This window comes from Mesorhizobium sp. M0698 (genome assembly GCF_040320455.1).
Classification (GTDB): domain Bacteria; phylum Pseudomonadota; class Alphaproteobacteria; order Rhizobiales; family Rhizobiaceae; genus Mesorhizobium.
Genome location: NZ_JAMYPQ010000004.1, coordinates 140,215 through 158,757, shown reverse-complemented (window position 1 = coordinate 158,757; position 18,543 = coordinate 140,215). Strand labels below are relative to the sequence as shown.

Below are 18,543 nucleotides of genomic sequence, written 5' to 3'. Positions count from 1 at the left end.
ATGACCAGGCAAACAGTCACCGATCCTACGAAGAAAAACACGAACCGCGTCGTCGCTGGCGTCTGCATCGCGTTTTTCGGCGGCATGATCGGCATGGCCTACGCCGCGGTACCACTCTATGCGATGTTCTGCCAGGCGACAGGCTACGGCGGCACCGTCAAACGGGCGACCCAGCAATATGCCGATCGGGTGCTCGATCGCGACATCACCATCCGCTTCGACGCCAACACCGCCGGCGTTCCCTGGCAATTCCAGCCGGTCGCCCGCTCGATCACCATCAAGATCGGCGAAACCGCCGAGGCGCATTTCAGCGCGACCAACAAATTCAACCGTCCCATCACTGGACGCGCCACCTTCAACGTGCAGCCGGAACTGGCCGGACCTTACTTCAACAAGGTCGAGTGTTTCTGCTTCACCGACACGACGCTGAAGCCGGGCGAGACACTGGACATGCCGGTCGTCTTCTATGTCGATCCCGACATCGTCAACGCGCCGGAATTGAAGGATCTGACGACGATTACCCTGTCCTACACGATGTTCCCGGTCGACAAGACCAAGCCGGTCGCATCATCGGTGCCGGCCGACGGCCGCCGCAACAAGATTTCAGATACCGAAGCAAGCCTCGGGGGTTGATATGGCAGACGCACACGCAAAACCACAACATGACTACCACCTTGTCGACCCGAGCCCGTGGCCTTTCCTGGGCTCCGTCGGGGCGCTGGTGACCGCGTTCGGCGGCGTCTGTTACATGCAATACCTCAAGGGCGGCGATTTCCCGATCTTCGGTTTCAATGTCGCCAATCCATGGCTGTTCTTCATCGGCCTGCTGATCGTCATCTACACGATGTTCGCCTGGTGGTCGGATACGATCAAGGAAGCGCATGAGGGACACCACACCCGTGTCGTGTCGCTGCATCTGCGCTACGGCATGATCATGTTCATCGCCTCCGAGGTGATGTTCTTCGTCGCCTGGTTCTGGGCCTTCTTCGACGCCAGCCTGTTTCCGGGCGAGGTCCATCAATACGCCCGTACCGCCTTCACCGGCGGCGTCTGGCCACCCAAGGGCCTCGAGGTTCTCGACCCTTTCCATCTGCCGCTCTACAACACCGTCATCCTGCTTCTGTCAGGTACCACGGTGACCTGGGCGCACCACTCGCTCATCCACGGCGACCGCAAGGGCCTGATCAATGGCTTGGTGCTGACCGTCGGCCTCGGCATGCTGTTCACCATGGTGCAGGCCTACGAGTACATGCACGCGCCGTTCGGCTTCAGGGATTCGATCTACGGCGCCACCTTCTTCATGGCGACCGGCTTCCATGGTTTCCACGTCATCATCGGCACGATCTTCCTGTTGGTCTGCCTGATCCGCGCCATGAAGGGCGACTTCACGCCCAAGCAGCATTTCGGCTTCGAGGCCGCCGCCTGGTATTGGCACTTCGTCGACGTGGTGTGGCTGTTCCTGTTTGCCTCGATCTACGTCTGGGCATCGAACGGCGCGATGATCGAACCGCACTGAGATCGAGCTGAGGAAATCGACAAGGCGGCTGCGGCGACGTGGCCGCCTTATCTTTTGCGGCAAATGCTCCTAGGATGGACCTCATGAGCGACGACAAGGCGATCTGGCCACCAATCGATCCGATCTCGGCCGGCTTGCATGGCCGCTGCCCCCGCTGTGGCGAGGGCAAGCTGTTCTCCGGGTTCCTCACGGTCGGTGATCGCTGCTCCAATTGCGGCCTCGATTATTCCTTCGCCGATGCCGGCGACGGGCCGGCGGTGTTCGTTATCCTGATCATCGGCTTTATCGTCGTCGGCCTGGCGTTGTGGATGGAGGTGACGCTCAATCCGCCGCTCTGGCTGCATCTGCTGCTGTGGATTCCGCTGACGCTGGTGCTTTGCCTGGCGGCGCTCCGGCTGATCAAGGGCGTGCTGCTGACGCTGCAATACCGCAACAAGGCGGCCGAGGGCCGGCTGGACCGCGGCGAATGAGCGAGGCATCCGGTTTGGTGGCCGGCCGGTCGCGGCCGAAGCGCGCATTGGCGCTCGGCCTGGGTATCGTCGTGTTTTTGATCCTGCTGGCGCTCGGCACCTGGCAGGTTCAGCGCCTGCACTGGAAAGAGGGCCTTCTCCAGACGATAGACCAGCGCACGCATTCGGCGCCTGTGCCATTGGCCGAGCTCGAAAAGCGGTTTGCTGCCGCCGGCGACGTGGACTACACGCCGGTGATAGTGACCGGCACTTTCCTGCATCAAGACGAGCGGCATTTCCTCGCCACCTGGGAAGGCCAGTCCGGTTTCGACGTCTTCACGCCGCTACAGCTCGACGATGGCCGTTTCGTGCTGATCAACCGCGGCTTCGTGCCTTACGATTTCAAGGATCCAGCCAAGCGGCCGCAGGGGCAGGTAACGGGCAAAGTGACGGTGACGGGGCTCGCCCGCAACCCGCTGCCGGCCAAGCCCTCGATGATGCTTCCCGACAATGATCCACAGAAGAATATCTTCTACTGGAAAGATCGTGACGCGATGGCCTCGAGCGCCGGCCTGCCGACAGGTGCGGCGCTGGTGCCGATCTTCATCGATGCGAACGCCACGCCCAACCCCGGCGGGCTGCCAGTTGGCGGTGTCACCGTCATCGACCTGCCGAACAGCCATCTGCAATATGCGATAACCTGGTACGGCCTTGCCGCCGCCCTTGCCGGCGTCCTGATCTCCTGGCTCCGCCGCCCGGCGAAAGACCAATGATCGCCGCCACTACCCTTGACAGGGCAGGGCCGCGCACCTCATTTCGCGCCTTGAGCTCAGAAGTCATAGTCCGATCAACCGGCCTACAATCAGCGTAAGATGCAATCATGCTTCACACAAAGCCGCCGCTGACCATCCGGCTCTGCCAGCCCCGCGGTTTCTGTGCGGGCGTTGACCGTGCCATCCAGATCGTCGTGCTGGCGCTGAAGAAATACGGCGCGCCGGTCTATGTCCGCCACGAGATCGTGCACAACCGCTACGTCGTCGAAGGGCTGCAAAGCCTCGGCGCGGTGTTCATCGAGGAGCTCTCCGAGATCCCGCCCGAGCATCGCCAGAGCCCGGTCGTCTTTTCGGCGCATGGCGTGCCGAAATCGGTGCCGGCCGACGCCCAGTCCCGCAACCTGTTCTATCTCGACGCGACTTGCCCGCTGGTCTCGAAAGTCCATAAGCAGGCGATGCGCCATCAGCGGCTTGGCCGCCACGTGCTCTTGATCGGCCATGCCGGGCATCCGGAGGTGATCGGCACAATGGGCCAGTTGCCGGACGGCGCGGTCACTCTGATCGAGACCGAGGCCGACGCCGCAAGCTTCGTGCCTGCAGACCCGCAAGCGCTCGGCTTCGTCACCCAGACGACGCTGTCGGTCGAGGACACCGCCGGTATCATCCGCGCCCTGCAGCAGCGTTTTCCCGAGCTGCACGCGCCGGCGGCGGAATCGATCTGTTATGCCACCACCAATCGCCAGGAAGCGGTCAAGGAAACAGCGGCCGGCGCCGATCTCTTCCTGGTTGTCGGCGCACCTAACTCCTCCAACTCGCGGCGCCTGGTCGAAGTGGCCGAGCGCGCCGGCGCCTCGATGTCGCTTCTCGTGCAGCGCGCCTCCGAAATTCCGTGGAATGAGATTGCCGGCATTTCGACGCTCGGCCTGTCGGCGGGCGCCTCGGCGCCGGAGATCATCGTCGACGAGATCGTCGATGCGTTCAGGCAGCGCTTCGACGTGACCATCGAGCTGGCCGTGACGGCGACGGAGACGGAGGACTTTCCGGTGATGCGGGTGTTGCGCGATGTCGAACTGACGGCTGCCGACATGGCCTTCGTCAACGGGGCCGCGTAGCAACGATGGCGGTCTACACCGACGTCAACGAGGGCGAGCTCGGCGCATTCCTCAGGAACTATCCGGTCGGCGACCTCTTGTCCTACAAGGGCATCGCCGAAGGCACCGAAAACTCGAATTTTCTTCTGCACACCAGCAGCGGCTCCTACATCCTGACGCTTTACGAGAAGCGCGTCGACAAGGCTGACCTGCCGTTCTTTCTCGGCCTTATGGCCCACCTCGCCAGAAAGGGCATTTCGTGCCCGCTCCCGGTCACCGCACATGATGGCGGTGTGATCGGAACACTTGCCGGCCGGCCGGCGGTCATCATCACCTTTCTCGAAGGCCTGTCGCTGCGGCGGCCGACGGCTGCGCATTGCGGCGAGGTCGGCAAGGCGCTGGCGGCACTGCATCTCGCCGGCGCGGATTTTCCGATGACCCGCCCCAACGCCCTTGCCATGGATGGCTGGCGCAAGCTGTGGAATGCCGCCCGCGCCCGCGCCGACGAGGTCGAGCCGGGACTGGCGGCCGAGGTCGATGCCGATTTCGCCGATTTCGAGCGGAACTGGCCGAACGGTCTGCCGCAGGGCATCATCCATGCCGATCTTTTCCCGGACAATGTGTTCTTCCTCGGCGAGAAACTGTCCGGGCTGATCGACTTCTACTTCGCCTGCAACGACCTCTACGCCTATGACGTTGCCACGTGCCTCAACGCCTGGTGCTTCGAGAAGGATTTTTCTTTCAATCTGACCAAGGGCACGGCGTTGCTTGCCGGCTACCAAAGCGTGCGGCCGTTGAGCAGTGACGAGAAAGCTGCGCTGCCGATGCTGGCGCGCGGTTCGGCGCTGCGCTTCATGCTGACCCGGCTCTATGACTGGCTGACGGTCCCGGACGGCGGGCTGGTGATGAAACGCGACCCGACCGAGTATATCCGCCGGATGCGCTTCCACCGGGCGATCAACTCTCCTTCCGAATATGGACTGACATGACCAAGCGCGTTGAAATCTTCACCGATGGTGCCTGTTCGGGCAATCCCGGGCCTGGCGGCTGGGGCGCAATCCTGCGCTTCAACGGCGCAATCAAGGAGCTCCATGGTGGCGAGGCTGCCACCACCAACAACCGTATGGAACTGTTGGCGGCCATCTCGGCGCTTAATGCGCTCAAGGAGCCCTGCGCCGTCGATCTTTATACCGACAGCAACTATGTCAAGGACGGTATTTTCAGCTGGATCGACGGCTGGAAGCGCAACGGCTGGAAGACGGCCGCCAGGCAGCCGGTGAAGAATGCCGAGCTGTGGCAGCAGCTCGACGCGGCGCGTAACCGCCATCAGGTCACCTGGCATTGGGTCAAGGGCCATGCCGGCCATCCTGAGAACGAGCGCGCCGACGAATTGGCGCGGCTCGGCATGGCGCCTTTCAAGAAAGGCCTCGTCAAGACTGCGGCGCCAGAACCAGGTTCGCAGTCAAAGCAGCCGGCGGCCACAAAGGCGCGGCGCTCGACGCAAAGCTATTGAATTCCGGCTGCGGGTCCGCTCTCTGGCAGGAAGAGCTGTTATCATGCCGATTGCATACTACATCACGCATCCCCAGGTTCAGGTCGATGCCAACGTTCCAGTGCCGGAGTGGGGACTGTCCGACATCGGGCGAGCGAGAACATCTGCAATGCTCGATCAGCCGTGGGTTGGGTCGATCCGGCGGATCGTGTCGTCGGGTGAACGCAAGGCGATAGAAACCGCCGGGATACTCGGAAGGCATCTCCGCCTTGCAGTCGAGGTGAGGGAACGGATGCATGAGAATGACCGATCGGCAACCGGTTTCCTGCCGCCATCGGAGTTCGAGGCGGTCGCCGACCAATTCTTCGCCAATCCAAACAGCAGCATTCGTGGATGGGAGCGAGCTATCGAAGCCCAGCGTCGTATTCTAAGCGAGGTAGACACTGTGCTACGCACCGACGCCGCCGTCGACGTTGCTTTCATAGGTCACGGAGGTGTCGGAACGCTCCTGCTGCTCTCTTTGAGCGGTCGGGAAATCAGCCGCGAGGCGGATCAGCCAGCGGGCGGTGGGAACTACTTCGCATACGATATCAGCGCGCGTCGCGTTATCCATGGATGGCAGCCGATCGACAGGCCGACGCAGCGCCGCGACGGTTAATTACCTATCGGATCAGCAGGGCGGTGCCGAACAGTCCGAGCGCGAACACCGTGTGCGACACAAGATTGAGGGCGCGGACCTGCATCGGATTGGGGCGCCTCGAAGCGGCCCAGCCGGCACCCATGCCGGGCGCCAGCAGAAACCAGCCGGCGCCGACGGTGACGATGCCGAGGGCAAAGGCCGGCAGGAAGGTCGGCGCGGTGAGCCAGGCCGTTCCGGCCAGCACGACCAGTATGATGCCGTAGACGATACCGACAGCATAATGAAAGGCCCAGCCAAGTACTGATTCATGCGGGTAGGGCGAGGCCTCGCCAATGTCGTCATGGAAGACCTTGCCTTCCCTGAGATGCCAGACCCAGCGGCCGACCAGCCCCCAGTTCGGTCGCGGTTGGGCAAAGGCCTTGCTCAGGAAAATCGCCCAGACATCCATAAGCGCGGTTGCGCCGATGCCGATCGCGACGCTGCGCCAGACGATGTCAGACATAATCGAGGTCCCCAAAAGCAAGCAGTCCCGAAGGGCCGACACATGGCCCCGAAAACCGGGTCGGCTTTCGGAAGGATCATGCGCCGATGCAAAAGTCAGCGTCCTTTGGACGTTGAGCGCTCGAAGGCGCCCTTTGCCGTGCCTGGCCTAGGCTGTCGCCAGGACGGAAAGCTGTCCGAGAATGTGAGCCGCACCGGATTCGTCGACGCCGGGCTTTGTCTCGACATTGAGTGCGGTGACCTTGCCGTCATCGACGATCATCGAAAAACGCTTCGAGCGTAGCCCCATGCCGCCGCTGGAGAGGTCGGCGTCGAGGCCGACCGATTTGGCGAAATCGCCATTGCCATCGGCAAGATAAAGGATTTTGCCTTCACCGCCGCTGAAGCGGGCCCAAGCCCCCATGACGTGAACATCGTTGACCGAGACAACGGCGATAGTGTCGACGCCGCGCGCCAGGATGGCGTCGTAATTGTCCAGGAAGCCGGGCAGATGATTGTTGCTGCAGGTCGGCGTGAAGGCGCCTGGAACGCCAAACAGCACGACCTTCTTTCCTGAGAATATCTCGCCCGTCGTGATCGGCCTTGCACCGTCGGCGGTCATTGTCTTGAAGGTCGCATCGGGCAGTTTGTCGCCAACGGAGATCGTCATGATGGTCCTCGCTTGGAAATGGAAGGGAGTGTCCTTGCGATAGCGAATTAAGGCGCGCCCGGCAACCGTCCAGACGTTGGCATCACGGGAATGGCAACAGGCCTTCGACCGCGCCTGCGGCACTTGTCAGTGTGTAGTGCAGGCCGCCATCGGTTGGCGTTGTCGACGGCCTGTCGAGGATCGGCACCGTAAAGATCAGCTTGCCATCCTTTTCGCTGCGTGCCGGGGCACCGAACATGTAGTCGCGTTCGCCGGCAACGAAGAAGTCGGCGCCCTCGGGGCTGCCCGGAAAGCTCGCTTCGACAATCAGCGTTTCGTGGTCGCCCGGCAGTACGTTTATGCCGAAATCGGGCGTTGCCGTGGCGGGCAGGGTTGCAAGGCCCGCCTTGACCAGTGCCGCATCCTCGGCGTTGTCGGGATCGGCGCCGGGATCGACGGTCAGCCTTGTCTGCACCGGGATGCAGATGGTTTCGCAAATGCCGAGGAAGATGTCCGCATCGATGACGGCCGGCTGGCCGGGCGCGGCAAGCGTGAACGTCACCGGCAACGAAACCGGGTGGTCGTAGCCGGCCCATTTGCCATAGCCGTCATCGTGGCGCTGCGGCGGCGGAAACGAAAGCGTCGCGTCGGCAATGTTGGTGCTGGCCGAGACGTCGATCTGTGGCGGCACGCCCGCATCACCCGGATCGCGCCAATAGGTCTTCCAGCCCGGCTTCAGCGCAATGTCGAGGACGCCCTGGAGACGTCCGGCCTCGTCGGCTTTGCCGCTTGTTACCAGCCGCACCCTGCCGCCTTCGCTGTTGTACCAGGCCGATGAGGAGGCTGAGGCGGGGAGGCCGGTCGCCGATCCAATGGCCACACCAAGCAGCAGGATTTTCAAGCTTTGCATGGCGATGATTTGATCGTCTGTTGATGGCCGCACAATGATTTCATGACGCCGCCAGCATCATATTTGCGTGACCTTCGATTTACGAGCCTGATCAAATCGGGCGCCGCCCATCTTTTCGACGCCCCGGAAACGCGTTACCCTGTGGCCATGGATTTGTTGCGCCATAAAAGGACGGCCGCAGGACCCGGCTTTCTCGACGATCAGTTCCTGATTGCCATGCCCGGCATGAAGGATGACCGCTTCACGCGCTCTGTCATCTACATTTGCGCGCACAGCGACGAAGGCGCGATGGGGCTGATCATCAACCAGACGCAGCAGATGCTGTTTCCGGACCTGCTCGTGCAACTCGGCATCATGAACGAGCTGGAGGCAATTCGCCTGCCGCCGCCGGCGCGCGACTTCGTCGTGCGCAATGGCGGACCGGTGGATCGCAGCCGCGGCTTCGTTCTGCATTCGGGCGACTACCGGGTGGAATCCTCGCTCGCCGTGTCCGATGATGTCTGTCTGACCGCGACCGTCGACATATTGCGCGCCATCTCCTCCGGCCGCGGACCCCGGCGGGCTCTGATGGCGCTCGGCTATGCCGGCTGGGGTGCGGGCCAGCTTGAAAACGAGATCGTCGAGAATGGCTGGCTGACTTGCCCGGCAAGTGCCGAGCTTCTGTTCGACGCCGACATCGACCGCAAATACGACCGGATCCTTGCCTCGATCGGCATCGATCTCGCGCATCTCAGCCTGGCTGCCGGTCACGCCTGAGCCTCATCACGTCCCCGAAACTTGTCACGCTTGAGTCAACGGATACTGTTCCTTCAGCGTCTTCAGCACCTGGTCGCCGGGCATCGGCGCGCCGAACATGAAGCTCTGCACGTATTCGCAGCCCATCTGCCGCAGCTCTAGCGCATCGCTTTCGTCCGAAATGCCTTCGGCAACGACCGACAGGCCGAGCTCATGCGCCATGTTGACCATTGATTTGAGCAGCACCGCGCGTTTCGGCGTCGCGTCGTCGACGAAGCTCTTGTCGATCTTGATGGTGTCGAACGGAAAGCGCGTCAGATAGGCCAGCGATGAATAGCCGGTGCCGAAATCATCCAGCGACAGGCCGATGCCAAGCTGCTTCAGCTTGGTCAGCACATGGGCGGTCTGCTCGGGATTGTCCATCACCAGCGATTCGGTGAGTTCGAGCCGGAAGCAGCGCGGTTTCAGGTTGGCTCGCGCGATCACCGAGCGGACGTCGCTGACCAGGTCGCGGCGGATGAGCTGGCGGCTGGACAGATTGACCGAGACTGACAGCGGCGCATCGCCGATCTGCTTTTGCCATCCCGCCAGGTCTTCGGCAGCCTGCTGCATGGCGAACAGCCCAAGCTGCACGATCAGGCCGCAGTTTTCGGCAACCGGAATGAAATCCGCCGGCGGGATCATGCCGCGCCGCGGATGGTCCCAGCGCAGCAGCGCTTCGAAGCCTGCGACGCTGCCGTCCTCCAGCCGCACGATCGGCTGGTAGGCAAGCGTGAATTCGCGTCGTTCGATGGCGCGGCGCAGATCGGACTCGAACTGCAGCCGGTCGGTGCCGACGGTGCGGAAGGCGGGACGGAATGGTTCGATCCGGTCGCCGCCGAAGCGCTTGGCCTGATGCATGGCAAGCTCGGCATCCTTGACCATGTCCTCGGCCGAGGTCTGCGTGGCGGTCCAGGTGATCAGACCGATCGAGGCCGTCAGCACGATCTCGCGCTTGGCGAAGGTGATCGGGTTGTTGATGGCGTGCTTGATGGCATCGGCAATGGCCGCGATGCGGGCCGGATCCTGCTCCGACAAAAGCATCAGCGCGAACTGGTCGCCGGCAAAGCGCGACAGCGAATCCTTCGGCTTGAGCAGCCGGTGCAGCCGCCGCGCGATGGTCAAAAGGATGGTATCGCCGGCCGAGATGCCGAGCCCGTCATTGACCTGCTTGAAGCGGTCGATGTCGATGACGAAGACGGTCGGGCGCACCTTCTCTTCGGTGCGGGCGATCGAAATGATCGCCTCCAGCCGGTTCATGAACAGCTCGCGGTTAGGCAGGCCGGTCAGATTGTCATGTACGGCGTCATGCAGCAGCCGTTCCTCGGACTTCTTCTGCTCCGTCACGTCGACCATGGTGCCGACGCAGCGGATGACCTCGCCGTCCGAGCCGATCACCGGCCGGGCGCGCAACGAAAACCAGTGATAGTGCCCGTCGGCGCCGCGCAGGCGGAAGTTTTGCGACACCCGGCCGCGCCGGTGCTCGAGCACCACGTCGAGTGTCGTGCGAAACGTGTCGCGGTCGTCGGCATGCAGCACCGGCAGCCAGTTGCGGGCAGGGCCGCCGAGGCTGTTGGGGGCAAGACCGAGCTGAATGCTGACGTCGGGACGAGTGACGACGCGGTCGCGCAGCACGTCCCAGTCCCACACAGTATCGCCCGATCCGGCAACCGCCAGCGCCTGCCGCTCAAGGTCGGAGAACAGGCCCTGATGCAGCGCGCCGCCGGCAAAAGCGTGCTGCATCACGGTGAAGCCGATCAGCAGGATGATGAGGATCAGCCCACCGCCCAGCGCCGGCTGAGCGATATCGTTGTCCAGCATGCCGGTGATTGCCATCCACGATCCGCATAGCCACAGCAGAACCATCACCCAACTGGGCACCAGCATGATGGCGCGGTCGTAACCGCGGATACCGAGGAAGATGATCAGGCCGAGCCCGGTCAGCGCGGTGGCGGCGAAGGACAGCCTGGCAATGCCGGCGGCAACCGCCGGATCGATGATGGCGACACCGGCGATCAGCACCAGCCCGAGAATCCAGACCAGTGCGCCGTAGCTGAAATGGCCGTGCCACCGGTTGAGGTTGAGATAGGCAAACAGGAACACCACGAAGGTCGCCGCGAGCGCCACCTCCGTTCCGGCGCGCCACATCTGCTCATTGCCCGGTGAGATCTCTATGATCTTGTTGAGAAAGCCGAAATCGACGCAGATATAGGCAAGCACCGCCCAGGCTAGGGCCGCCGTTGCCGGGAACATCGAGGTCCCCTTGACGACGAAAAGAATGGTCAGGAACAGCGCCAGCAGGCCGGCGATGCCGATGACGATGCCACGAAACAGCGTGTAGGAATTGACCGAGTCCTTGTAGGATTCAGGATCCCACAGATAGACCTGCGGCAGCTTGGGCGAGGCGAGCTCGGCGATGAAGGTAATCACCGTTCCGGGGTTCAACGTCACCCGGAACACGTCGGCGTCGGGGCTGGTCTGACGGTCGAGCGCAAAGCCTTCGCTGGGCGTGATCGCAGCGATACGGGTCGAGCCGAGATCCGGCCAGAACAGGCCGGAATTCACCAGCCGGAAATGCGGTGCGACAATCAGCCTGTCGAGCTGCTGGTCGGTGGTATTAGCGAGCGCGAACACCGCCCAGTCACCGGTCGAGCGCGCATCATTTGCCTCGACCTCGATGCGCCGCACGATGCCGTCCGGGCCTGGCGCGGTCGACACCTGAAAATTCTCGCCCTGGTTCCGGTAGATCGAGACGGCCCCCGAAAGATCGAGCGCAACGTCGTCGCGGGCGATCTTGATCGGTTCTACGGCAAACGCCGAGGATGCCGCGCAGAGCGTGACGATTGCCGCCAGCATAAAGGCAAGCAGCGACCCCTTGCGCAGAAAATTCGTCAAAATCAGTCCTTTGTTCCAACGCCCGGCGGATCGTCCGCGATTCGGGCGTATAGGTAATGGTCCTGCCAGATGCCGTTGATCCTGAGATAGGATCGTAGCAGTCCTTCGCGCCGGAATCCGGCTTTTTCAAGCACGCGGATCGACCGGGCGTTGTCGGGAATACAGGCAGCTTCGATCCGGTGCAATCGCAGCGTTTCGAAGGCGAAACGCGTCACCACCTTGACGGCATCGGTCATCAGGCCGCGTCCGCTGAAGCGCTCGCCGATCCAGTAGCCGATATGGCCGCTTTGGGCGACCCCGTGGCGGATATTGCCGAGGGTGATACCGCCGGCCAGCTTGCCGCTGCTTTTCTCGAAGATGAAGAAGGCGATCGCCGTCCCCTGCGCGTAGTCCTCGCGGTAGCGCCCGATACGATGCCGCCACGCCGTGCGGTCGAGTTCGTCAGGGGTCCATCGCGGCTCCCACGGCTCAAGAAAAGCGCGGCTTTCACTGCGCAGCACCGACCACTCGCGATAGTCGTTGGTCAGCGGTACGCGCAGCGTGACAAGCTCGCCCTTCAGTGCCGGCAGGTCGCGGCGAAAGAAAGGGAGCGCGAACACGACGCTCGAATAGGCTTAGACGGCAAGCTTACGGGCAGTGGTCTGCGTGCCCGAAAGCGAATCGAGGATTGCCTCATAGGGCGCGAGCGTACCCACCGGCCCGACGGCTGTAAGCGTCGGCTTGGTCGAAAAAAGCCGGGACGACAGATCCGTCAGCCGCTCGACAGTCAACGCCGCCAGCCGCTCCATCAGCTCTTCCTTGGCGATCGGCCTGCCGAACAGAAGCAACTGCCTGGCGATCTGGGAGGCGCGGCTGGCCGGGCTCTCGGCCGACATGATCAGCCCGGCGCGGTATTGGGCACGCGCGCGGTCAAGCTCCTCCTGCAGGATGTTTTCACCGGCCTTTTGCAGCTCGTCAATGATCACAGGCACCAGCTCGGCAATATCGCTTTGTCCGGTCGCCGCATGGACCCCGAAGACGCCGGTGTCGGAAAAACCCCAATGGAAGGCATAGACCGAATAGCACAGGCCGCGTTTTTCGCGGACTTCCTGGAAAAGTCGCGACGACATGCCGCCGCCCAGGATCATCGACAGGACCTGGGAGGCATAGAAATCGCGGACGTGATAGGCGCGGCCCTCGAAACCCAGCACGATCTGGGCGTCCATCAGGTCGCGGTCCTCGCGAAAATCGCCGCCGACATACTGCGCATATTGCGGGATGGTGCCGTCGGCCTTGCCGCGGAAGCTGCCGAGACGCTTTTCGACTTCCCGCACGAAATCGTCGTGCTTGATATCGCCGGCCGCCACCATCACCATGTTCTCGGCACCGTACTGTCGTTCGATGAAGTCGTGCAGCTGCTTCGAAGTGAAGGATTTGATGGTTTCCGGCGTGCCAAGAATCGAGCGGCCGATAGTCTGGTGGCGGAAGGCGGTCTCGGTAAAGTGATCGAAAACGACGTCGTCGGGCGTATCGTGCGCGGCGCCGATCTCCTGCAGAATCACATGCTGCTCTCGTTCCAACTCCTGCGGATCGAATTCGGATTCCTGCAGGATGTCGGAAAGGATATCGACGGCCAGCGGCACGTCGTCGCTCAGAACCCTTGCATAATAGGAGGTCGTCTCGACGCTGGTGGCGGCATTGATCTCGCCGCCGACGTCCTCGATCTCCGAGGCAATCTCGAAGGCGCTTCGCCGCCTGGTGCCCTTGAAAGCCATGTGCTCGAGCAAGTGCGCCATTCCGTGCTCTTCGTCACGCTCGTTGCGTGCGCCCGATTTGACCCAGGCGCCAAGGGCAACAGATTCGAGGCTTGGAAGGGTTTCGGTGGCGACTGTCAGGCCGTTCGACAGACGGCTTACCTCAACACCCATATGGCAATTACTCCCTAACGCGCCGCCCGCGTGTGGCGGCCGAGATAATCTTCCACCATTTTCAGGTCGGATGGAAGTACCGTGTATTTTTCCTCGGCGCTCATCAACCCGCCTAGCCATGCAGGCAGGGCAGGCGACACGCCGCTGGCGGCTTCGACGGCGGCGGGAAACTTTGCCGGGTGCGCAGTGCCCAGCACCACCATCGGCACCTCACCCGCAGCCTTGCCGGCGGCCACATGCACGGCCGCGGCCGTATGCGGGTCGAGCAGATAGCCGCTCGCCGCAAGTGTGGTGCGGATGGTGGCGGCGACCTCGTCCATGGTGGCGCGGCCGGCGTCGAATTCGGAGCGGATCCTGGCGATTTCCCCGGCCTCGATGGTGAAGGCGCCGGACTGCTTGAGCCCGTCCATGTAGCGCCGCACGGTCGAGGCATCGCGGCCGGACGCCTCGAACAGCAAGCGTTCGAAGTTCGAAGACACCTGGATGTCCATCGAGGGCGACGTGGTCGAAAAGACCCCCTTCATGCGGTATTCGCCGGTCGCCAGCGTGCGCGCCAGAATATCGTTGTCGTTGGTGGCGATGATCAGCCGTTCGATCGGCAGCCCCATCTTCTTGGCGGCATAGCCGGCGAAGATGTCGCCGAAATTGCCGGTCGGCACGGTGAAGGAAACCGGCCTGTCGGGCGCGCCGAGCGACAGGCCGGACGAGAAATAATAGACGATCTGGGCCATGATGCGGGCCCAGTTGATCGAGTTGACGCCGGACAGCGATACCCGGTCGCGAAAACCGTGGTCGTTGAACATGGCCTTTACCAGGCCCTGGCAGTCGTCGAAATTGCCTTCGATCGCCAACGCATGGACGTTTGCGGCGGTCGAGGTCGTCATCTGCCGCTGCTGTACCGGCGAGACGCGGCCGTGCGGGAAAAGCACGAAGATGTCGGTGCGGTTGCGCCCGGCAAAGGCATCGATGGCGGCCCCTCCGGTGTCGCCGGAGGTGGCACCGACAATGGTGGCGCGCTGGTCGCGCTCGGCCAGCACATGGTCCATCAGCCGCGCAAGAAGCTGCATCGCCACGTCCTTGAACGCGAGCGTCGGGCCGTGGAACAGCTCGAGCACGAAGCTGTTCGGCCCGGTCTGCACGAGCGGGCAGACGGCCTCATGGCGGAAGGTCGCATAGGCTTCGCGCACCAGCCGTTCGAACACCGGCGCCGCGATCTCGCCGCCGAGGAACGGCGACAGCACACGGATGGCAAGATCGGGATAGGCAAGGCCGCGCATGGCGCGGATCTCGGCTGCGGAAAAATGCGGCCAGGCGCTCGGCAGGTAGAGCCCGCCGTCGCGCGCCAGTCCGGCCAGCACCGCGTCGGAAAATCCAAGCGCGGGCGCTTCCCCGCGGGTACTCACATATTGCATCGTCACGTTTCCATTGCTGCCGGGAATTTTCGCCCGCCGCGAGGTGGTGGATTTCTGCGCAGGCTCAGTCGCATTTTTGCCGCGCGGTTGATATACGTCACCGGCTTTGCGAGAGGGAAGTGCAGTTCATGGCGTTTCATTCATTCAACGGTCGTTTTGTCGCGGGTCTGGCGCTCGCCGGCTTTATGCTTGCCGCCGCAGGTTGCCAATCGAGCGACAATGGAATTCTCGGCTTCGGCAAAAAGGATACGACACCGCCACCGCCACCCGATCCCAAGGTGCTTTCCAGCCAGCTGCAGGCCTATTGCCCGAAAGTGACGTTGCGTGACGGCACTGCCTTCTTCAATACCTACGCCAAGAGCGGTCCGAAGCCGAAGAAAAAAACCGATGTTGCCGCCGAGGAAGCCGCCCAGCCGGCAGCGGACGCGGCTGGCGCCGATCAGCCGGACGATTCCGCCAAGATCATCTATCAGGCTTCGATCACCGATGTGACCCGCGACTGCAGCCGCGCCAACGGCTCCTTGTCGATGAAGATAGCCGTCGCCGGCAAGGTCGTGCCTGGCCCGATGTTCACCCCCGGCACCATCACCATGCCGATCCGCATCGCGGTGATGCACGGCACCGAAGTTCTCTATTCGCAGCTTCACTCCTATCAGGTCCAGGTTACCGATCCTTCGAGTGCCACGCAGTTCGTCTTCACCGATTCCAACGTCGTCGTTCCGGAGCCGACGGCGAAGGACTACCAGGCATATGCCGGGTATGACGAGGGCGCTCCGAAAGTAGCGACAGACAAGCCGAGGAAGAAGAAAGCCGCCGCGACCAACTGAGCCGCTGCATTCGCGCCACGGCGGTTGGAGGCGGCCTCTCAGGCGTCCGCCGACCATTCCGACAGCGCGGCGATCACGCTTTTCAGTTCCGCCCAGCGGCGGATGACCGTTTCCGCGCCGGCCTCGGTCAGCGCATCGGCGTGGCCGGGATAGCTGTGCGCCGCGCCGGTGAAGCCGATGACGCGCATTCCCGCCGTCTTGGCGCCGGTGACGCCATGCACCGAATCCTCGATGACAAAGGTGTTCGCAGGATCGGCCTTGAGCTTTTCCGCGGCGAACCGAAACACGTCCGGCGCCGGCTTGGATTTCCCGGTCGGGGTTTCCAGCGAGGAAAAGATACGGCCGGCAAAGAACGGCAAAAGCTGCACCTTCTCCAGCATGAATTCGATTCGCTCCGAACGCGAATTCGAACAGACGCAGCGCGGCACTGCTACCGCGGCGACAGCCTCGTGCGCCCCGTCGATGGCACGCACGTCGCTGCGCAGCCGACGATCGACCAGCTGTTCCTCCTTGTCGATCAGCGAGGCCTGGAACGGGATCCGGGACTTTTCCTCGACCCGCATCATGATGTCCTTGAAAGTCAACCCGGCATAGACCTCGGAAATCTCCTCGGCCGATATCTCGTAGCCGGCCGAGGTCAACAGCTCGGCATCGATCCGCGCGGCGATGATTTCGGAATCGACGAGCACGCCGTCGCAATCGAAGATGACAAGGTCTGGCTGGGGCATGGTGATCCGGAAAGCGGGATGAGGGGAATGCCGAGGGCCCTTTGGTCCAAACGGCTCAGGCGGCGCGGCATACACCAACAGGCCGGGCTTCGCAAATTCGGCGGGCTGCTTCACTGAATATTTACGCTGATCGGTAACCATAACGGACAGTAAACAGTAACGCGTGCCTTGGGTGTCACAATGTCTGCCGTGCGTCTTCTCGACGAGCTTTCCGATGCTCCCCAGCAATCCGAGTGGCTGGATACGATCCTGAAGGGCGACTGCGTCGCCGCGCTCGAACGGCTGCCGGAAAAGTCGATCGACGTGATCTTCGCCGATCCGCCCTATAATTTGCAGCTCGATGGCGATCTGCACCGGCCCGACCAATCCAAGGTCGATGCCGTCGACGACCATTGGGACCAGTTCGACAGTTTTGAGGCCTACGACGCCTTCACCCGCGCCTGGCTGCTGGCGGCGCGCCGTGTGTTGAAGCCCAACGGCACGATCTGGGTTATCGGCTCCTACCACAATATTTTCAGGGTCGGGGCAAAGATGCAGGACCTGGGCTTCTGGATCCTCAACGACGTCGTCTGGCGCAAGACCAATCCAATGCCCAATTTCCGTGGCCGCCGTTTCCAGAACGCGCATGAGACGATGATCTGGGCATCGCGCGACCAGAAGGGCAAGGGCTACACTTTCAACTACGAGGCGCTGAAGGCATCGAACGACGACGTCCAGATGCGCTCGGACTGGCTGTTTCCGATCTGCACCGGCGGCGAGCGCCTGAAGAACGACAATGGTGACAAATTGCATCCGACGCAGAAGCCGGAAGCGTTGCTTGCCCGCGTCATGACGGCATCGACCAGGCCGGGCGACATCGTGCTCGACCCGTTCTTCGGTTCAGGAACCACCGGGGCTGTGGCCAAGCGGCTTGGCCGCCACTTCGTCGGCATCGAGCGCGAACAAACCTATATCGATGCCGCCATGGAACGTATCGATGCGGTCCGGCCGCTGGAAGGCGCCAATTTGACGGTACTGACCGGCAAGCGCGCTGAGCCGCGCGTCGCCTTCGTCACGCTTCTCGACAATGGCCTGGTGGCGCCAGGCGCCACGCTTTACGACGCCAAGAAGCGCTGGGCGGCAAAAGTGCGCGCCGACGGCACGCTGGCGATCGGCGACAGTGCCGGGTCGATCCACAAGATCGGCGCCGAGGTGCAGGGGCTGGACGCCTGCAACGGATGGACCTTCTGGCATTATGAGCGCAGCGGCGGCCTGACCCCGATCGACGAGCTTCGCCGCATTGCTCGGCTAGGCATGGAGCGGGCGGGCGCCTGACGGCTTCCGAGTTGCGACAGATCGGTTAATGCGAAGGCTCAACCAACTCCTGGAACCGATTCAAATCACACTTTGATCCCAAGGCGCTCAAGGTCCGCCCTGAGCGTCTTTGCATCGGTGAACAGCACCGACTGCCAGCCCGCCGCCTTGGCGCCGTCGACGTTCTTCTGGCTGTCGTCGATGAACAGCGTCGCTGACGGTTCGAGGCTGAACGCGGCGACGTGGTGGTCATAGATGGCGCGATCCGGCTTGATCTGGCGGATGTCGCCGGAAACGGTGACGCCGCGCGGCCGATTGAGGAAATCGAAGCGCTCGCGGGCCTCGGCGAGCGTATCCGCAGCGAAATTGGTGAGCATCGTCACGTCATGGCCGCTGTCGATCAGGCCGATCATGATGGCGACGCTGTCCTCATAGGCGTGAGGCACCATCTCGTGCCAGTGCCGGCGGAAATTGCGGATATTTTCGGCGTGCTCGGGATATTGCGCGATCGCCAGCGCTTCGGCCTCTTCCCAACTGCGGCCGCGATCCTGCTCGATGTTCCAATCATGCGTGCAGACATTGTCGAAGAACCATTTCCGTTCGTCGGGATCGGGGATCAAGCGACTGAAGGGCAGGTCCGGATCATAGTGGATCAGCACTTTGCCGATGTCGAAAACGATGTGGCGGATTTCAGTCATTCTTCTCTC

The 18,543-nt window shown here is 62.6% G+C and carries 20 protein-coding genes; 11 read left to right on the top strand and 9 right to left on the bottom strand.

Annotation, left to right across the window (positions count from 1 at the left end; all coding sequences use genetic code 11):
• From NKI16_RS11115 to NKI16_RS11080, 8 genes are all read left to right on the top strand, one after another.
• Complete coding sequence (locus tag NKI16_RS11115; RefSeq protein ID WP_023674136.1) at positions 1-633, top strand: cytochrome c oxidase assembly protein; 633 nt, start codon at positions 1-3, stop codon at positions 631-633.
• 1 nt (position 634) lies between these two features.
• A complete protein-coding gene (locus NKI16_RS11110; RefSeq protein ID WP_023674137.1) occupies positions 635-1,516 on the top strand; it encodes a cytochrome c oxidase subunit 3 in 882 nt (293 codons plus the stop codon).
• A gap of 83 nt (positions 1,517-1,599) precedes the next feature.
• Positions 1,600-1,986, top strand: a complete 387-nt coding sequence (locus NKI16_RS11105; protein ID WP_352621654.1) for a DUF983 domain-containing protein — start codon at positions 1,600-1,602, stop codon at positions 1,984-1,986.
• Complete coding sequence (locus tag NKI16_RS11100; RefSeq protein WP_352593365.1) at positions 1,983-2,738, top strand: SURF1 family protein; 756 nt, start codon at positions 1,983-1,985, stop codon at positions 2,736-2,738. The genes NKI16_RS11105 and NKI16_RS11100 overlap by 4 nt, the downstream gene beginning before the upstream one ends.
• 107 nt (positions 2,739-2,845) lie before the next feature.
• Positions 2,846-3,850, top strand: a complete 1,005-nt coding sequence (gene ispH / locus NKI16_RS11095; RefSeq protein WP_254818458.1) for a 4-hydroxy-3-methylbut-2-enyl diphosphate reductase — start codon at positions 2,846-2,848, stop codon at positions 3,848-3,850.
• 5 nt (positions 3,851-3,855) lie between these two features.
• Positions 3,856-4,818, top strand: a complete 963-nt coding sequence (locus NKI16_RS11090; RefSeq protein WP_352839507.1) for a homoserine kinase — start codon at positions 3,856-3,858, stop codon at positions 4,816-4,818.
• Positions 4,815-5,342, top strand: coding sequence for a ribonuclease HI (gene rnhA / locus NKI16_RS11085; RefSeq protein ID WP_023674142.1), 528 nt, complete (start codon positions 4,815-4,817; stop codon positions 5,340-5,342). Before NKI16_RS11090 ends, rnhA begins: the two co-directional genes overlap by 4 nt.
• Positions 5,343-5,385: 43 nt before the next feature.
• A complete protein-coding gene (locus NKI16_RS11080) occupies positions 5,386-5,979 on the top strand; it encodes a histidine phosphatase family protein (RefSeq protein ID WP_352456891.1) in 594 nt (197 codons plus the stop codon).
• 4 nt (positions 5,980-5,983) lie between these two features.
• On the opposite strand, the gene NKI16_RS11075 is transcribed toward NKI16_RS11080, so the two are convergent.
• From NKI16_RS11075 to NKI16_RS11065, 3 genes are all read right to left on the bottom strand, one after another.
• Positions 5,984-6,463: a DUF2938 domain-containing protein gene (locus NKI16_RS11075; RefSeq protein ID WP_352578603.1), complete on the bottom strand. Its 480-nt coding sequence runs from the start codon at positions 6,461-6,463 to the stop codon at positions 5,984-5,986.
• Positions 6,464-6,610: 147 nt separating this feature from the next.
• Positions 6,611-7,111, bottom strand: a complete 501-nt coding sequence (locus NKI16_RS11070; RefSeq protein WP_352922739.1) for a peroxiredoxin — start codon at positions 7,109-7,111, stop codon at positions 6,611-6,613.
• An 82-nt stretch (positions 7,112-7,193) separates the two neighbouring features.
• Positions 7,194-8,000, bottom strand: coding sequence for a protein-disulfide reductase DsbD domain-containing protein (locus NKI16_RS11065; protein ID WP_352456894.1), 807 nt, complete (start codon positions 7,998-8,000; stop codon positions 7,194-7,196).
• 147 nt (positions 8,001-8,147) lie between these two features.
• Between NKI16_RS11065 and NKI16_RS11060 the strand changes: the two genes are divergently transcribed.
• Positions 8,148-8,756 carry a YqgE/AlgH family protein gene (locus NKI16_RS11060; protein ID WP_031211061.1) on the top strand — a complete coding sequence of 203 codons (609 nt, stop codon included), beginning with the start codon at positions 8,148-8,150 and terminating at the stop codon, positions 8,754-8,756.
• Between the two features lie 24 nt (positions 8,757-8,780).
• Here NKI16_RS11060 and NKI16_RS11055 read toward each other — a convergent pair whose 3' ends face one another.
• The 4 genes from NKI16_RS11055 to thrC are packed head-to-tail and all read right to left on the bottom strand — an operon-like array spanning position 8,781 to position 14,988.
• The gene (locus NKI16_RS11055) at positions 8,781-11,669 is read right to left on the bottom strand and encodes an EAL domain-containing protein (RefSeq protein ID WP_023674148.1); all 2,889 of its coding nucleotides are present in this window, start codon (positions 11,667-11,669) and stop codon (positions 8,781-8,783) included.
• A gap of 2 nt (positions 11,670-11,671) precedes the next feature.
• The gene (locus NKI16_RS11050) at positions 11,672-12,268 is read right to left on the bottom strand and encodes a GNAT family N-acetyltransferase (RefSeq protein WP_254818464.1); all 597 of its coding nucleotides are present in this window, start codon (positions 12,266-12,268) and stop codon (positions 11,672-11,674) included.
• A gap of 15 nt (positions 12,269-12,283) precedes the next feature.
• Positions 12,284-13,576 (bottom strand): M16 family metallopeptidase, encoded by a 1,293-nt coding sequence (locus NKI16_RS11045; protein WP_352922736.1) that lies wholly within the window; start codon positions 13,574-13,576, stop codon positions 12,284-12,286.
• 14 nt (positions 13,577-13,590) lie between these two features.
• Positions 13,591-14,988, bottom strand: coding sequence for a threonine synthase (gene thrC, locus NKI16_RS11040; RefSeq protein WP_023674151.1), 1,398 nt, complete (start codon positions 14,986-14,988; stop codon positions 13,591-13,593).
• Positions 14,989-15,116: 128 nt separating this feature from the next.
• Here thrC and NKI16_RS11035 point away from each other — a divergent pair, with 128 nt between their 5' ends.
• Positions 15,117-15,815 carry a hypothetical protein gene (locus NKI16_RS11035; RefSeq protein WP_023674152.1) on the top strand — a complete coding sequence of 233 codons (699 nt, stop codon included), beginning with the start codon at positions 15,117-15,119 and terminating at the stop codon, positions 15,813-15,815.
• 38 nt (positions 15,816-15,853) lie between these two features.
• On the opposite strand, the gene NKI16_RS11030 is transcribed toward NKI16_RS11035, so the two are convergent.
• The gene (locus NKI16_RS11030) at positions 15,854-16,543 is read right to left on the bottom strand and encodes an HAD family hydrolase (RefSeq protein ID WP_023674153.1); all 690 of its coding nucleotides are present in this window, start codon (positions 16,541-16,543) and stop codon (positions 15,854-15,856) included.
• Between the two features lie 180 nt (positions 16,544-16,723).
• Between NKI16_RS11030 and NKI16_RS11025 the strand changes: the two genes are divergently transcribed.
• Positions 16,724-17,857, top strand: coding sequence for a site-specific DNA-methyltransferase (locus NKI16_RS11025; protein ID WP_023674154.1), 1,134 nt, complete (start codon positions 16,724-16,726; stop codon positions 17,855-17,857).
• A 65-nt stretch (positions 17,858-17,922) separates the two neighbouring features.
• Here NKI16_RS11025 and NKI16_RS11020 read toward each other — a convergent pair whose 3' ends face one another.
• Positions 17,923-18,534, bottom strand: coding sequence for an HAD family hydrolase (locus tag NKI16_RS11020; RefSeq protein WP_023674155.1), 612 nt, complete (start codon positions 18,532-18,534; stop codon positions 17,923-17,925).
• Between the last annotated feature and the right edge of the window lie 9 nt (positions 18,535-18,543).

Coding starts and splice junctions, on each gene's coding strand:
- NKI16_RS11115 (WP_023674136.1), top strand. CDS start 1: ATGACCAGGCAAACAGTCACCGATCCTACGAAGAAAAACACGAACCGC.
- NKI16_RS11110 (WP_023674137.1), top strand. CDS start 635: ATGGCAGACGCACACGCAAAACCACAACATGACTACCACCTTGTCGAC.
- NKI16_RS11105 (WP_352621654.1), top strand. CDS start 1,600: ATGAGCGACGACAAGGCGATCTGGCCACCAATCGATCCGATCTCGGCC.
- NKI16_RS11100 (WP_352593365.1), top strand. CDS start 1,983: ATGAGCGAGGCATCCGGTTTGGTGGCCGGCCGGTCGCGGCCGAAGCGC.
- ispH (WP_254818458.1), top strand. CDS start 2,846: ATGCTTCACACAAAGCCGCCGCTGACCATCCGGCTCTGCCAGCCCCGC.
- NKI16_RS11090 (WP_352839507.1), top strand. CDS start 3,856: ATGGCGGTCTACACCGACGTCAACGAGGGCGAGCTCGGCGCATTCCTC.
- rnhA (WP_023674142.1), top strand. CDS start 4,815: ATGACCAAGCGCGTTGAAATCTTCACCGATGGTGCCTGTTCGGGCAAT.
- NKI16_RS11080 (WP_352456891.1), top strand. CDS start 5,386: ATGCCGATTGCATACTACATCACGCATCCCCAGGTTCAGGTCGATGCC.
- NKI16_RS11075 (WP_352578603.1), bottom strand. CDS start 6,463: ATGTCTGACATCGTCTGGCGCAGCGTCGCGATCGGCATCGGCGCAACC.
- NKI16_RS11070 (WP_352922739.1), bottom strand. CDS start 7,111: ATGACGATCTCCGTTGGCGACAAACTGCCCGATGCGACCTTCAAGACA.
- NKI16_RS11065 (WP_352456894.1), bottom strand. CDS start 8,000: ATGCAAAGCTTGAAAATCCTGCTGCTTGGTGTGGCCATTGGATCGGCG.
- NKI16_RS11060 (WP_031211061.1), top strand. CDS start 8,148: ATGGATTTGTTGCGCCATAAAAGGACGGCCGCAGGACCCGGCTTTCTC.
- NKI16_RS11045 (WP_352922736.1), bottom strand. CDS start 13,576: ATGGGTGTTGAGGTAAGCCGTCTGTCGAACGGCCTGACAGTCGCCACC.
- thrC (WP_023674151.1), bottom strand. CDS start 14,988: ATGCAATATGTGAGTACCCGCGGGGAAGCGCCCGCGCTTGGATTTTCC.
- NKI16_RS11035 (WP_023674152.1), top strand. CDS start 15,117: ATGGCGTTTCATTCATTCAACGGTCGTTTTGTCGCGGGTCTGGCGCTC.
- NKI16_RS11030 (WP_023674153.1), bottom strand. CDS start 16,543: ATGCCCCAGCCAGACCTTGTCATCTTCGATTGCGACGGCGTGCTCGTC.
- NKI16_RS11025 (WP_023674154.1), top strand. CDS start 16,724: ATGTCTGCCGTGCGTCTTCTCGACGAGCTTTCCGATGCTCCCCAGCAA.
- NKI16_RS11020 (WP_023674155.1), bottom strand. CDS start 18,534: ATGACTGAAATCCGCCACATCGTTTTCGACATCGGCAAAGTGCTGATC.